This window comes from Streptomyces sp. NPDC037273 (assembly GCF_055603625.1).
Genome location: NZ_JBVJVO010000016.1, coordinates 168,614 through 182,607 on the forward strand (window position 1 = coordinate 168,614; position 13,994 = coordinate 182,607).

Sequence of the window (13,994 nt, forward strand, 5' to 3'; positions counted from 1 at the left end):
TCCACCACGACCACCCCCCCCCACCCCCCCCCCTCCCCAATCACCCACCCCCCCTCCCCCCCCCCCCCCCCCCCCCCCCCCCCCCCCCCCCCCCCCCCCGGCGCGCGGAACGGGCGGGTCAGCCCGCCGCGCCGGCGAACTCGATCGCCGCCAGGTTCTTCTTGCCGCGCCGCAGCACCAGCCAGCGGCCGTGCAGCAGCTCGTCCGCCGACACCTCGGCGTCCTCGGCGGTCACCTTCACGTTGTTCACGTAGGCCCCGCCCTCCTTCACCGTGCGGCGCGCGCCCGACTTGCTCGGCGCGAGACCGACCTCGGTGAACAGGTCCACGACCTGGCCGAGCTCGGTCACCTTCGCGTGCGGCAGCTCGGACAGGGCGGCGGCCAGCGTCGCCTCGTCCAGCTCGCCGAGCTCGCCCTGGCCGAACAGCGCCTTGGAGGCGCCGATGACGGCCGCGCACTGGTCCGCGCCGTGCACCAGGGTGGTGAGCTCCTCGGCGAGCGCCCGCTGGGCGGCGCGCGCCTGCGGCCGCTCGGCGGTCTGCGCCTCCAGCTCCTCCAGCTCCTCGCGGGACTTGAAGGACAGGATGCGCATGTACGTCGAGATGTCCCGGTCGTCCACGTTCAGCCAGAACTGGTAGAACGCGTACGGCGTGGTCATCTCCGGGTCCAGCCAGACGGCCCCGCCCTCGGTCTTGCCGAACTTGGTGCCGTCCGCCTTGACCATCAGCGGGGTCGCGAGCGCGTGCGCCTGCGCGCCCGGCTCCAGGCGGTGGATCAGGTCGAGGCCGGCCACCAGGTTGCCCCACTGGTCCGAGCCGCCCTGCTGGAGCGTGCAGCCGTAGCGGCGGTACAGCTCCAGGAAGTCCATGCCCTGGAGCAGCTGGTAGCTGAACTCCGTGTAGCTGATGCCCTGCTCGGACTCCAGACGCCGGGCGACGGAGTCCTTGGTCAGCATCTTGTTGACCCGGAAGTGCTTGCCGATGTCCCGCAGGAACTCGATCGCCGACATTCCGGCGGTCCAGTCCAGGTTGTTCACCATGACCGCCGCGTTCTCCCCCTCGAAGGAGAGGAAGGGCTCGATCTGCGAACGCAGCCGGTTCACCCAGTTCGCGACCGTCTCGGGGTCGTTCAGGGTGCGCTCGGCCGTCGGCCGCGGGTCGCCGATCTGGCCGGTGGCCCCGCCGACCAGCGCCAGCGGCCGGTGACCGGCCTGCTGGAGCCGGCGGACGGTGAGCACCTGGACCAGGTGACCGACGTGGAGACTGGCCGCGGTCGGGTCGAAACCGCAATAGAACGTGACGGGACCGTCCGCGAGAGCCTTGCGCAGTGCGTCCTCATCGGTGGACTGGGCGAAGAGCCCACGCCACTTCAGCTCGTCGACGATGTCGGTCACGATCGTCCGTCTCCTCAGAAAGTCGTCAGTGATACGTCGGTCCAGTCTAGGCGGGTCAGACCCCCTTGCTGACCGAGCTCATGTTGAAGTCCGGCACCCGCAGGGCGGGCATCGCGGCCCGGGTGAACCAGTCGCTCCACTCGCGCGGCAGCGTCTTCTCCGTACGGCCCGCCTCCGAGGCCCGCGACAGCAGGTCCACCGGCGACTCGTTGAACCGGAAGTTGTTCACCTCGCCGACCACCTCGCCGTTCTCGACGAGGTAGACGCCGTCCCGGGTCAGGCCGGTCAGCAGCAGCGTCGCCGGGTCGACCTCGCGGATGTACCAGAGGCAGGTCAGCAGCAGTCCGCGCTCGGTGGAGGCGACCATCTCCTCCAGGGAGCGCTCGCCGCCGCCGTCCAGGATCAGGTTCCCCGCCCCGGGCGCCACGGGCAGCTTGGTGAGGCCCGCCGTGTGCCGGGTGGTGATCAGGTGCGCCAGGGCGCCGGCCTTCACCCAGTCGACCGGCCCGACCGGCAGGCCGTTGTCGAAGACGGAGGAGTCGTCACCGGAGGAGTGCGCGATCACGAACGGCGCGGACTCGAGGCCCGGCTCGTTCGGGTCGCTGCGCAGCGTCAGCGGCAGCGGGGAGAGGGTCTCGCCCAGGCGCGTGCCGCCGCCGGGCTTGGAGAAGACCGTACGGCCCTCCACCGCGTCCCGGGCCGCCGAGGACCACAGCTGGTAGATCATCAGGTCGGCCACGGCCGTCGGCGGCAGCAGCGTCTCGTACCGGCCCGCGGGCAGCTCGATCCGCCGCTTCGCCCAGCCGAGACGGGTCGCGAGCTCCGCGTCGAGCGCGCCCGGGTCGACGTCCTTGAAGTCCCGCGTCGAACGCCCGGCCCACGCGGAGCGCGAGCGGTCCGGCGACTTCGCGTTCAGCTCCAGGGTGCCGTTGGGCTGGTCGTGGCGGAGCCGCAGCCCCGTCGACGTCCCCAGGTAGGTGGAGGTCAGCTCGTGGTTGGCGAAGCCGTACAGCTCACGGCCGCCGGCCCTGGCCCGCGCGAACGCCTCGCCGAGCGCCGGCGCGAAGTCCGCGAACACGGCGGACGAGGTCTCCGCCGGCGCGTCCGTGAAGTCCGGCGACGCCGGCACGCCCTCCACCAGCGGCTGCGCGTCCTCGGCGGGCCCCGCGGCCCGCGCGGCCGCCTCCGCGGCCCGCACCAGCGGCTCCAGGTCGTCGACGGTCACCGCCGACCGGGACACGACACCGGAGGCGGTGCCCTGCGCGCCGTCCACGGTCGCGATGACCGTGAGAGTGCGCCCGCGGGTGACCCCGTTGGTGGTCAGCGCGTTCCCGGCCCAGCGCAGATTGGCGGAGGACTCCTCGTCGGCGATGACGACACACCCGTCCGCGCGGGACAGCTCAAGCGCCCGCTCGACGATCTCGTACGGCTTGCTGACGCGGCTCATCGACCGGCCTCCTGCGTCGTATTAAGGATGTTGACGCCCCGGAAGAGGGCGGAGGGGCAGCCGTGCGAGACGGCGGCGACCTGGCCCGGCTGGGCCTTGCCGCAGTTGAAGGCGCCGCCGAGCACGTACGTCTGCGGGCCGCCGACCTGCTCCATGGAGCCCCAGAAGTCGGTGGTGGTCGCCTGGTAGGCCACGTCACGCAGCTGCCCGGCGAGGCGGCCGTTCTCGATGCGGAAGAAGCGCTGGCCGGTGAACTGGAAGTTGTAGCGCTGCATGTCGATGGACCAGGAGCGGTCGCCGACCACGTAGATGCCGCGCTCCACCCCGCCGATGAGGTCCTCGGTCGACAGACCGCCCGGGTCCGGCTGGAGGGAGACGTTCGCCATCCGCTGCACCGGCACGTGCGCGGGGGAGTCGGCGAAGGCGCAGCCGTTCGAGCGGCCGAGGCCGGTCAGCTTCGCGATCCGCCGGTCCAGCTGGTAGCCGACGAGCGTGCCGTCCTTCACCAGGTCCCAGGACTGCGCCTCGACGCCCTCGTCGTCGTAGCCGATGGTGGCGAGGCCGTGCTCGGCGGTCCGGTCACCCGTGACGTTCATGATCGAGGAGCCGTACGCCAGCTTCCCCAGCTGGTCGAAGGTGGCGAAGGAGGTGCCCGCGTAGGCGGCCTCGTAGCCGAGGGCGCGGTCGAGCTCGGTGGCGTGGCCGATGGACTCGTGGATCGTGAGCCAGAGGTTCGACGGGTCCACGACCAGGTCGTAGCGGCCCGCCTCGACGCTCGGCGCCCGCATCTTCTCGGCGAGCAGGCCGGGGATCTCGTCGAGCTCCTTGTCCCAGTCCCAACCGGTGCCGGTCAGGTACTCCCAGCCGCGCCCGACCGGCGGCGCGATCGTCCGCATCGAGTCGAACTCGCCGGTTGTCTCGTCGACGGCGACCGCGGTGAGCTGCGGGTGCAGCCGCACGCGCTGCTGCGTGGTGACCGTGCCGGCCGTGTCCGCGTAGAACTTGTTCTCGTGCACGGTGAGCAGCGAGGCGTCCACGTGCGCCACGCCGTCCGCCCGGAGCAGCCGCGCGCTCCAGTCGGCGAGCAGCGCGCTCTTCTCCTCGGCGGGCACGGAGAAGGGGTCGATCTCGTACGAGGAGACCCAGGTGCGCTCCTCGTGGACCGGCTCATCGGCGAGCTCCACGCGCTCTTCCGATCCGGCCGCCGCGATCACCTTCGCCGACAGCTTGGCCATGGCGACGGCCTGCGAGGCCACCCGCGCGGCCCCGTCCATCGTCAGGTCGACGCCGGAGGCGAAGCCCCAGGCGCCGCCGTGCACCACGCGCACCGCGTACCCGAGGTCCGTGGTGTCCGAGGATCCGGACGGCTTGGCGTCGCGCAGCCGCCAGGAGGCGCTCCGTACCCGCTCAAGACGGAAGTCGGCATGGTCGGCGCCGAGCGCCCGCGCGCGGGCGAGCGCCGCGTCGGCGAGCGCCCGCAACGGCAGCGCCAGAAACGTCTGATCGACCTGATGGGCCACGAAGTCTCCCCTTCTCGATTTGTGTCCGCAGTGAATCATGCGACCTCCGTCTCCCTCGCCCCGAATTCCCGCCGCGATTCCCGGCCGTGTTCCCGCCGTCCGTCCCGCCGCGGCGGGGACGGACCCTCACCCGGCGCCCCGGTTCGTCCGTGTTTCGGCGTACGGGTGTCGCCGGGCGTCTGTAGGGACCCGACAGGGTGGGCCCCGACGCGCTGTCGGGGCCCGATTCTCTGTATGGCGGACCGGCCCGATAGGTTTTCGGTGTTCAGACCGCTATCGAAAGGGTGATCCGTTGAGCCGCTCGGTTCTCGTCACCGGAGGAAACCGGGGCATCGGCCTCGCCATCGCCCGCGCGTTCGCCGAGTCCGGCGACAAGGTCGCGATCACGTACCGCTCCGGCGACCCCGCCGAGCTGGAGAAGGCCGGCTTCCTGGCCGTCAAGTGCGACATCACCGACTCCGAGCAGGTCGACCAGGCCTACAAGGAGATCGAGGAGAAGCACGGCCCCGTCGAGGTCCTGGTGGCCAACGCCGGCGTGACCAAGGACCAGCTCCTCATGCGGATGTCCGAGGAGGACTTCACGTCCGTCCTCGACACCAACCTCACCGGCGCCTTCCGGGTCGTCAAGCGCGCCAACCGCGCGATGCTGCGCGCCAAGAAGGGCCGCGTCGTCCTGATCTCCTCGGTCGTCGGTCTGCTGGGCTCCGCGGGCCAGGCCAACTACGCCGCCTCCAAGGCCGGCCTGGTCGGATTCGCGCGATCCCTCGCCCGGGAGCTCGGCTCGCGCAACCTCACCTTCAACGTCGTCGCGCCCGGTTTCGTCGACACCGACATGACCGCCGTGCTGACCGACGAGCAGCGCGCCGACATCGTCTCCCAGGTGCCGCTGGGCCGTTACGCCCAGCCCGAGGAGATCGCCGCCGCGGTGAAGTTCCTCGCCTCGGACGACGCCTCGTACATCACTGGAGCCGTCATCCCGGTTGACGGCGGACTGGGAATGGGTCACTGATCATGGCTGGAATCCTCGAGGGCAAGAAGATCCTCATCACCGGTGTGCTGATGGAGTCCTCCATCGCCTTCCACGCCGCGAAGCTGGCCCAGGAGCAGGGCGCGGAGATCATCCTCACCGCCTGGCCCCGGCCGACGCTGACCGAGCGCATCGCCAAGAAGCTCCCCAAGCCCGAGAACGTGAAGGTCCTGGAGCTCGACGTCTCCAACGACGAGCACCTCGCACGCCTGGAGGGCCAGGTCCGCGAGCAGCTCGGCGACCGCATCGACGGTGTCGTGCACTCCATCGGCTTCGCGCCGCAGGACGCGCTCGGCGGCAACTTCCTCAACACGCCGTTCGAGTCGGTCTCGACCGCCATGCACGTCTCGGCCTTCTCGCTGAAGTCGCTGACCATGGCGCTGCTGCCGCTGATGAGCGAGGGTGGCTCGGTCGTCGGCCTCACCTTCGACGCGAAGTTCGCCTGGCCGCAGTACGACTGGATGGGCCCGGCCAAGGCCGCCCTTGAGGCCACCAGCCGCTACATGGCCCGTGACCTCGGCAAGCAGAACATCCGCTGCAACCTGGTCTCGGCCGGTCCGCTCGGCTCGATGGCCGCCAAGTCCATCCCGGGCTTCGGCGAGCTGGCCAGCGTCTGGGACTCCCGCTCCCCGCTGGAGTGGGACCTGTCCGACCCGGAGCCGGCGGGCCGCGCGATCGTCGCCCTGCTCTCCGACTGGTTCCCGAAGACGACGGGCGAGATCGTCCACGTCGACGGCGGCCTGCACGCGATCGGCGCGTAACGCTCCCACGCTTCACCGAGGGCCGTGTGCCCGTCCCCGGGAGGGGGCGGACACACGGCCCTCGTCGTTCCGCAAGTCCTGCCCGACTCGAAAAGTCGCGCGAATCACCCCAGACTGGGGCAGAGCGTGATGATCCTGCTGCTGACGGGGAGGAGGTGCGGGCATGCGCGCGATACGTCACGGGTTCGGCGCGTTCGCCACCGTCGCCGTTCTGCTCACTGGGATCGCGGTCGCCGACGAGGTCCGCACCGCGCCGGCCCCGGCTGAGGAACTTCCCGCCGCCGCCCCGGCGGGCGAGGAGCCGGAGGCCTTCGAGGCCTCCTGCCGCACCCTCGTCGAGGGCTCCCGCGTCACCGCGCACTGCCGGAACCCGTACCCCCGCACCGACCGCGTCAGCCTCCACGTCGAGTGCGAGCGCTGGTGGGACGTCGACACCGACGGCGCCGCCGTGGAGGTCGGCCCCGCCGACTACGCCAAGCTGACCGGCCGCTGCTGGAAGGAAGTCAGGTCCGCCTGGCTCACACACCAGCCGGCGGACCCGGCTCCGGCTCCGGGCTCCTGAGGCACATGAAGGGGTAGCCGGCCGCCTCCGTGCCGGCCCGCTCGGCGTCGCCCTCGCGGATCGCCTCCACCAGCCGCGCGTGGTCCATGTGGTTCTCCGGCCGCAGCTCCTGGCCCACGTCGTCGCGCAGCCAGTCCCGCAGGAGATCGCCCAGGTCCGCGTAGAGCTCGGTCAGCACCTCGTTGCCCGAGGCGGCGACGACCGCGTGGTGGAAGGCCGCGTCGGCCGTCACGAACCGCTCCGCGTCGCCGGACTCCCAGGCCCGCTCGCGCCGCTCCAGAAGCGTGTCGAGCTGCCGCAGGTCGCGCTCCGTGCGCCGCCCGGCGGCGAACCGGGCCGCCGCGGACTCCAGCGTCGAGCGCAGCTCGGCGACGTGCCGGGGGTCGGAGCCGGCGAAGCGCCGGTGCATCACGCCGGCCAGCTCGCTGGTGGCGATGACGTACGTCCCCGAGCCCTGGCGGATGTCGAGCAGCCCGTTGTGCGCGAGCGCCCGGACGGCCTCGCGGACGGTGTTGCGGGCCACGCCCAGCTGCTCGACCAGCTCGGGTTCGGTCGGGATGCGGGAACCCACCGGCCACTCGCCGGAGGTGATCTGGTTCCGCAGCTCGGCGATCACCTGATCGGAGAGGCCTGCGCGCCGGGGGTGACCGAGGGCCATGGAACACCTTCCACTTCGTTCGAGATTGGACAACCAATCATCCCATGATTCTATGATGGCTCCATGCCAGACCAGCCGAAGACCCTCGAACCCGCCGCAGCCCCGGCCCGGACCACCCCTCCCGCGGCCGAGACGCCGGCCGCCCACGGCCCCCGCTGGGCCCTCGCGCTCGTCACCGTCGGAATCGTGCTCGCCGCGCTCAACCTGCGCCCGGCCATCACCAGCTTCGGCGCCCTTCTGGAGGACGTCAGCGACGGCCTCCACATGAGCGGCAGCGTCGCCGGGGTCCTGACCTCGGTCCCGCCGCTCTGTTTCGCGGTCTTCGGCATCACCGCCCCGCGCCTCGCCCGCCGCTTCGGCCCCGCCGCCGTCGTCTGCGCCGGCATGGCCGCCATCTTCACCGGCCTCGTCCTGCGGCCCTTCGCCACCGGCACCGTCGGCTTCCTCGCCGCCAGCGCCCTCGCGCTCATGGGCATCGCCGTCAGCAACGTCCTGATGCCCGTCATCGTCAAGCGGTACTTCCCCGACCGCGTCGGCAGCATGACCGGCCTCTACTCCATGGCCCTGGCCCTCGGCACCTCCGTCGCCGCGGCCGCCACCGTCCCCATGACCGACGCCCTCGGCGGGGACTGGCGCCTGGGCCTCGGCGTCTGGGCTGTCCTCGCCGCCCTCGCCGTCCTGCCCTGGCTCCCGCTCCTCCGCGACCGCACCCGAGCCGGCGCGGACACCGGCTCCGGCTTCGGTACGGGGAAGGGGGCCGCGACCTCCCTGGAGACCACCGCGCCGCCGCGCGTCGCCCGCAGCCGCACCGCCTGGGCCCTCGGCTGCTTCTTCGGCCTCCAGGCCACCGGCGCCTACATCACCATGGGCTGGATGCCGCAGATCTTCCGTGACGCCGGCGTCCCCGCCTCCACCGCGGGCGTCCTCCTCGCCGTCACGATGGTCATGGGCGTCCCGCTCGCCTTCGTCATCCCCCGGCTCGCCACCCGCATGAAGAACCAGGGCCCGATCGTCGTCGTCCTCGGCCTCTGCGGCCTCGCCGGCTACACCGGCCTCCTGCTCGCCCCGGCCGCCGGAGCCTGGGCCTGGGCCCTGCTCCTCGGCGTCTCCAACTGCGCCTTCCCGCTCGCCCTCACGATGATCGGCATGCGCTCGCGCACCGGCGCCGGCGTCGTCCGGCTCTCCGCCTTCGCGCAGAGCGTCGGCTACCTCATCTCCATCCCCGGCCCCCTCCTCGTCGGCGTGCTCTACCAGCACAGCGGCGGCTGGGGCCTGCCGATCGGGCTCATGGCCGGACTGATGGTGCCGCAGATGATCATCGGTTCGCTGGCCGGACGGGACCGGACGGTCGAGGACGAATGCTGAGATGCGAGACTGTTCCCATGCCAGTCCTCGAACCCAACCCCCAGAACGGCCAGAAGAAGCTGCTCGTCGTGTTCGGCACGATGATCGGCATCACGGTCGTGATCGCCGTCATCGCCTCCGTCTTCTCGCCCTGAGGCCCTCGCCGCCGCCGAAGGGGTAGGGATAACCCCCGCATCCCCTAGGGGGCGAGTGTCAGGGTGAAGTGGGTGGATCACCTGATGGGCCGCGGGCCCCAGGATCCGTACGTTGGAGACATCAGCGCAAGCGAGCGATCTCACCCACGGAGGCGGCCATGTCGGCCCCCACGCACCCGCACCTCAGGACCACGACCACCGGCGTCGACACCCGGCTGCCCTGGTGGGCCCTCGCCCTGCCGGTCGCCGCCTTCGTCGCCCTCCTGCTGCTCATAGCGGGACCGGGTGAGGCCCACGCGACCACGGGTGACCTGGGAGTCGGCCGGGTTCTGGACCACCTCCAGCAAACGCTGTCTCTCTGAGTCGCCGAGAGCCGTTTCATGCGAAGCTGTTGACCATGAGCGTCGATACACCCCGCAGGATCGTGCTCCTCCGCCACGCGAAGGCAGACTGGAACGACGAGTCCGACCATGAGCGCCCCCTCGCCGACCGGGGACGCAAGGACGCCCCGGTGGCGGGCCGCCGCCTCGCCGAGACCGGAATCCCCTTCGACCGGACCCTCTGCTCCACCGCCGCCAGGACACGCGAGACGTGGAAGCTGGTGGCGCCGGAGCTGCCGCTGCGCCCCAAGACCGTGTACGAGGATCGGATCTACGAGGCCTCGCTCGGCGAGCTCATCGCCGTGCTCAACGAGACCCCCGACGAGGTGTCCAACCTCCTCGTCGTCGGCCACAACCCCGGGATGCACGGGCTCGCCGACGGCCTCGCGGGCGAGACCGAGGGAGACGCCCTGCCCCGCATGAACCGCAGCGGCTTCCCGACCTCCGCCTTCGCCGTCCTGACCTTCACCGGCTCCTGGAAGGCGGTCGAGCTCGGCGTCTGCACCCTCACCGGCTTCTGGGCTCCGCACGCCTGAGCCGTACCCGTACGCGAAGGGGCCCGGCCGTCACCTGACGACCGGACCCCTTTCCCGTGGCGCACCCGCGGCGCGCCCGCGGCGGATCAGTGCAGCAGGTCCTCGCCGCCGTCCGCGGCCTCGACCTCTTCGCGCGTGATGCCGAGCAGATAGAGGACGGTGTCGAGGAAGGGCACGTTGACCGCCGTGTCGGCGGCCCGGCGGACCACCGGCTTGGCGTTGAACGCCACTCCGAGCCCTGCCGCGTTCAGCATGTCCAGGTCGTTGGCCCCGTCGCCGATCGCGACGGTCTGCGCCAGCGGCACCCCCGCCTCGGTGGCGAAGCGGCGCAGCAGCCGCGCCTTGCCCGCCCGGTCGACGATCTCGCCCGTCACCCGGCCGGTCAGCTTGCCGTCCACGATCTCCAGGGTGTTGGCCGAGGCGAAGTCCAGCCCGAGCCGCTCCTTCAGATCGTCGGTGACCTGGGTGAAGCCGCCCGAGACGACGCCCACCTGGTAGCCGAGCCGCTTGAGCGTACGGATCAGCGTCCGGGCCCCCGGCGTCAGCCGCACCTCGGCGCGGACCTTGTCGACCACCGAGGCGTCCAGCCCGGCGAGCAGCTCCACCCGCGCGTGCAGCGACTGCTCGAAGTCCAGCTCGCCGCGCATCGCCGCCGCCGTCACCTCGGCGACCTTGTCCTCGCAGCCCGCGTGCGCCGCGAAGAGCTCGATGACCTCGTCCTGGATCAGGGTCGAGTCGACGTCCATCACCACGAGACGCTGCGCGCGCCGGTGCAGCCCCGCGGAGACCACGCCGACGTCGACCCCGATGGCGTGCGCCTCGGTGGCCAGCGCCGTCCGCAGCGGCTCGGTCTCGCAGCCCGAGACCGCGAACTCGACGGCCGTCACGGGGTACTTCGCCAGGCGGAAGATGCGGTCGATGTTGCCGCCGGTCTCCGCGATCCTGGCCGCTATGGCCGCCGTCTGCTCCGCGGTCAGCGGGTGACCGAGCACGGTGACGTGGGACCGCCCCTCGCCGCGCGGCCGGTTGTCGCCGGTGCCGGAGATGATCTCGGCCTGGAGCTTCATCGACTCGGCCCAGCTGTGCACGGTGGCCCGGAGTTCGCCGGCCGAGGCGACGGTCGGCTCCGTGACGAGCGCGCACAGGACGAGGCGGCCCCGGGAGACCACCTGTTCGATGTCCACGACGTCGACGGAGTAGGCGGCGAGGGTGTCGAAGAGTCCCGCGGTGATCCCGGGACGGTCCTTCCCGAAGATCTTGACGAGAAGGGTGGGAACGTCTGAGGTCTGCGATGCGCTCATGGTGGTTCCACCGTATCGGGCACCGCGTGCCACCTGACCCCCCGTCCCGCCCAGCGGACACCCGAGTGGTCGACGGCTTGCCCGGAAGGTCTTCACACGGCCCGACTTTCGGAGACGGACCCCGGCCTGAAATAGTTCCCCAGGATGATTCGACATCCCTGGACTCCCCGGAACGCGGGGGTACATCGGGGGACAAGTAGTGGGGCTCGGAGTGCCAGAACTCGTACTGGAATTGAACGGCAGGACCTGGACGCTCGATCCGTCCCGGTCGTACACCCTGGGCAGAGACCCGCAGGGTGACCTGGTCATCGACGACGCCAGGGTCTCGTGGCGGCACGCCACCATCAGCTGGGGCGGCCGGAGCTGGGTCATCGAGGACCACGGCTCCACCAACGGCACGTTCCTGCAGGGGCAGCGGATCCACCAGATGGAGATCGGCCCCGGCTCGGCGGTCCACCTGGGCAACGCCACCGACGGCCCGCGGCTGAACCTCGCCGCCGGAGCCCAGACGGGAGCCCAGGCAGGAGCCCAGGCCGCGCCGCAGGTCCACCAGCAGGCCCAGCAGCCGCCGGTGGCCCAGCCCGTCGCCGCCCACCAGGCCGCCGACCAGGCCGCCGCCCAGGCCGACTGGGCCACGCAGGGCCCGCCGCAGCAGCAGCCGGGCTGGCAGCAGCCGCCCGCCCAGCAGCAGTTCCCGCAGCAGCAGGGCGGCCCCCAGGGGCAGCACGGTCACCCGGGGCAGGGCGCCGCCGCGGGGGCGTCGTCGGCCTACGCGGACCGCAGCCCCACCACGTTCCACCAGCTGGCGCTCGGCCACGTCATGCGCATCGGCCGTGCCCTCGAGAACGAGCTGGTCGTCTCCGACCTCCAGGTCTCCCGGCACCACGCGGAGTTCCACGCGACTCCCGACGGCCGCTTCGAGATCCGCGACCTCGGCTCCCACAACGGCACCTACGTCAACGGTCAGCCGATCGCCAAGGGCGGCACCGCCCTCCTCGGCCCGCAGGACATCGTCGGCGTCGGCCACTCGACGTTCCGGATCATCGGTGGCCAGCTGGAAGAGTTCGTCGACACCGGCTCGGTCTCCTTCTCCGCCCGCCACCTCACGGTCACCGTCGACGGCGGCAAGCAGATCCTCAAGGACGTCACCTTCGGCGTCCCCGAGAAGTCGCTGATCGGCGTCATCGGCCCGTCCGGCTCCGGAAAGTCCACCCTCCTCAAGGCGCTGACCGGCTACCGCCCGGCCAACGAGGGCGACGTCCTCTACGACAACCGCAGCCTCTACAAGCAGTTCGCCGAACTGCGCCAGCGCATCGGTCTGGTCCCGCAGGACGACATCCTGCACAAGGAGCTGACCGTCGTGAAGGCGCTCCGCTACGCGGCCAAGCTCCGCTTCCCCGGCGACACCGCCACCGCCGAGCGCGAGGCCCGCATCGACGAGGTGCTGCGCGAGCTCAAGCTCGACATCCACAAGGAGAAGAAGGTCACCTCCCTCTCCGGTGGCCAGCGCAAGCGCGTCTCCGTCGCCCTGGAGCTCCTCACCAAGCCCTCGCTGATCTTCCTGGACGAGCCGACCTCCGGCCTCGACCCGGGCATGGACCGCGACGTCATGCAGCTGCTGCGCGGCCTCGCGGACGACGGCCGCACGGTGCTCGTCGTCACCCACTCGGTGGCCGAGCTCGGCCTGTGCGACAAGCTCCTCGTCATGGCCCCCGGCGGCTCGGTGGCGTACTTCGGCCCGCCGGAGGAGGCGCTGAACTTCTTCGGCTACTCCACCTGGGCCGATGTCTTCTCCGCCTTCGAGAACTACCGCGACTACGACTGGGCGGGCCGCTGGAAGGGCTCGCAGCACTACCAGATGTACGCCGCGGAGATCGACGCCGTCGCCGCCCAGCCCGTCCAGATGCCGCAGCAGGCGATGGCCAGGCCGCCGAAGCCGCAGGGCTGGGGCTCGCAGCTGTGGACGCTGATCCGCCGCTACGTCTCCGTCATCGCGTCCGACAAGGGCTTCATGGCCCTCATGGTGATCCTGCCGGCCGTCCTGGGCGCGGTGTCCGTGGTCATCCCGGCCGACTTCGGCCTCGGCAAGCCCACGCCGCCGTCCCGGTTCAACGGCGACGCCGGCACGATCATGCTGATCCTCGCGGTCGGCATGTGCTTCTCCGGCGCCGCCAACTCGGTCCGAGAGCTGATCAAGGAACGGGTCATCTACGAACGGGAGCGCGCCGTCGGCCTGTCCCGCTCCGCGTACCTGATGTCCAAGGTCATCGTCCTCGGCCTGATCACCGCCTTCCAGGGCGTGATCATCTGCGGCATCGGGTTCTCCACCCGCGCGCTGCCCGAAGAGGGCCTGTTCATGCCGCCGGCCGCCGAGCTGTGCGTCCAGGTCATCGCCCTCGGCCTGACCTCGATGATGGTCGGCCTGGTCATCTCCGCCCTGGTGAAGACCGCCGAGAAGACCATGCCGCTGCTGGTCATGTTCGCGATCATCCAGGTCGTCTTCACCGGCATCCTGTTCCAGGTGTACGGCTCCCCGGGCCTGGAGCAGTTCGCCTGGCTCATGCCCTCCCGCTGGGGCATCGCCGGCGCCGGCACCACTCTGGACCTGGCGCACCTGATGCCGCCGTGGGACCACAAGGACCCCACGAACACCGACCCGCTGTGGGAGCACACGGTCGGCCAGTGGAGCCTCGACCTCGGCATCCAGCTGCTCATGGCCACGGTCTGCTGCGTCCTCGTGGCCCGGCTGCTGCGCCGCCACGAGCCCGAGGTCATGCGCAAGTAACCGGCACGTCCGTACGCCGGAGGGGGGGAACCCCCCCCGAGGGGGCGGCCCCCTCCGTCCGACCGACGAACCAAGTCGATCCACCACCCCTTTTTCACGTTTTTGCTCCACCCTCACACGTGGCC

Annotated in this window: 13 protein-coding genes; 8 read left to right on the forward strand and 5 right to left on the reverse strand. The window is 71.3% G+C overall.

The features are described from left to right. Window positions 1-118 precede the first annotated feature (118 nt). The 3 genes from tyrS to ACZ7G1_RS32510 are packed head-to-tail and all read right to left on the reverse strand — an operon-like array spanning window position 119 to window position 4,360. Entirely contained in the window at window positions 119-1,393 is a 1,275-nt protein-coding gene (gene tyrS, locus ACZ7G1_RS32500) for a tyrosine--tRNA ligase (RefSeq protein ID WP_470882440.1), read from the reverse strand. A 55-nt stretch (window positions 1,394-1,448) separates the two neighbouring features. Beyond that, window positions 1,449-2,840 (reverse strand): metallopeptidase TldD-related protein, encoded by a 1,392-nt coding sequence (locus tag ACZ7G1_RS32505; protein ID WP_470882438.1) that lies wholly within the window; start codon window positions 2,838-2,840, stop codon window positions 1,449-1,451. Further along, window positions 2,837-4,360, reverse strand: a complete 1,524-nt coding sequence (locus tag ACZ7G1_RS32510; protein WP_470882436.1) for a TldD/PmbA family protein — start codon at window positions 4,358-4,360, stop codon at window positions 2,837-2,839. Before ACZ7G1_RS32510 ends, ACZ7G1_RS32505 begins: the two co-directional genes overlap by 4 nt. Window positions 4,361-4,652: 292 nt before the next feature. On the opposite strand from ACZ7G1_RS32510, the gene fabG reads away from it, so the two are divergent. The 3 genes from fabG to ACZ7G1_RS32525 all read left to right on the forward strand — a co-directional run bounded on the left by fabG (window position 4,653) and on the right by ACZ7G1_RS32525 (window position 6,710). Continuing rightward, window positions 4,653-5,369: a 3-oxoacyl-[acyl-carrier-protein] reductase gene (gene fabG / locus ACZ7G1_RS32515; protein WP_470882434.1), complete on the forward strand. Its 717-nt coding sequence runs from the start codon at window positions 4,653-4,655 to the stop codon at window positions 5,367-5,369. 2 nt (window positions 5,370-5,371) lie between these two features. Beyond that, window positions 5,372-6,148 (forward strand): enoyl-ACP reductase FabI, encoded by a 777-nt coding sequence (gene fabI / locus ACZ7G1_RS32520; RefSeq protein ID WP_470882432.1) that lies wholly within the window; start codon window positions 5,372-5,374, stop codon window positions 6,146-6,148. A 163-nt stretch (window positions 6,149-6,311) separates the two neighbouring features. Then, the gene (locus ACZ7G1_RS32525) at window positions 6,312-6,710 is read left to right on the forward strand and encodes a hypothetical protein (protein WP_470882430.1); all 399 of its coding nucleotides are present in this window, start codon (window positions 6,312-6,314) and stop codon (window positions 6,708-6,710) included. Here ACZ7G1_RS32525 and ACZ7G1_RS32530 read toward each other — a convergent pair. Next, window positions 6,667-7,368 (reverse strand): FadR/GntR family transcriptional regulator, encoded by a 702-nt coding sequence (locus ACZ7G1_RS32530; RefSeq protein WP_470882429.1) that lies wholly within the window; start codon window positions 7,366-7,368, stop codon window positions 6,667-6,669. The genes ACZ7G1_RS32525 and ACZ7G1_RS32530 overlap by 44 nt on opposite strands. Before the next feature lie 63 nt (window positions 7,369-7,431). On the opposite strand from ACZ7G1_RS32530, the gene ACZ7G1_RS32535 reads away from it, so the two are divergent. The 4 genes from ACZ7G1_RS32535 (at window position 7,432) to ACZ7G1_RS32550 (ending at window position 9,783) form a co-directional block, all read left to right on the forward strand. Next, entirely contained in the window at window positions 7,432-8,733 is a 1,302-nt protein-coding gene (locus tag ACZ7G1_RS32535; RefSeq protein WP_470882428.1) for a CynX/NimT family MFS transporter, read from the forward strand. Between the two features lie 17 nt (window positions 8,734-8,750). Next, window positions 8,751-8,867, forward strand: a complete 117-nt coding sequence (locus tag ACZ7G1_RS32540) for an SGM_5486 family transporter-associated protein (RefSeq protein WP_470882426.1) — start codon at window positions 8,751-8,753, stop codon at window positions 8,865-8,867. Window positions 8,868-9,025: 158 nt separating this feature from the next. Next, window positions 9,026-9,229: a hypothetical protein gene (locus ACZ7G1_RS32545; protein ID WP_470882424.1), complete on the forward strand. Its 204-nt coding sequence runs from the start codon at window positions 9,026-9,028 to the stop codon at window positions 9,227-9,229. Between the two features lie 35 nt (window positions 9,230-9,264). After that, a complete protein-coding gene (locus ACZ7G1_RS32550; RefSeq protein ID WP_470882423.1) occupies window positions 9,265-9,783 on the forward strand; it encodes a SixA phosphatase family protein in 519 nt (172 codons plus the stop codon). 86 nt (window positions 9,784-9,869) lie between these two features. Here ACZ7G1_RS32550 and serB read toward each other — a convergent pair whose 3' ends face one another. Further along, complete coding sequence (gene serB, locus ACZ7G1_RS32555; protein WP_470882422.1) at window positions 9,870-11,084, reverse strand: phosphoserine phosphatase SerB; 1,215 nt, start codon at window positions 11,082-11,084, stop codon at window positions 9,870-9,872. Window positions 11,085-11,283: 199 nt separating this feature from the next. Here serB and ACZ7G1_RS32560 point away from each other — a divergent pair, with 199 nt between their 5' ends. Beyond that, the gene (locus ACZ7G1_RS32560; protein WP_470882420.1) at window positions 11,284-13,869 is read left to right on the forward strand and encodes an ABC transporter ATP-binding protein/permease; all 2,586 of its coding nucleotides are present in this window, start codon (window positions 11,284-11,286) and stop codon (window positions 13,867-13,869) included. Window positions 13,870-13,994 lie beyond the last annotated feature (125 nt).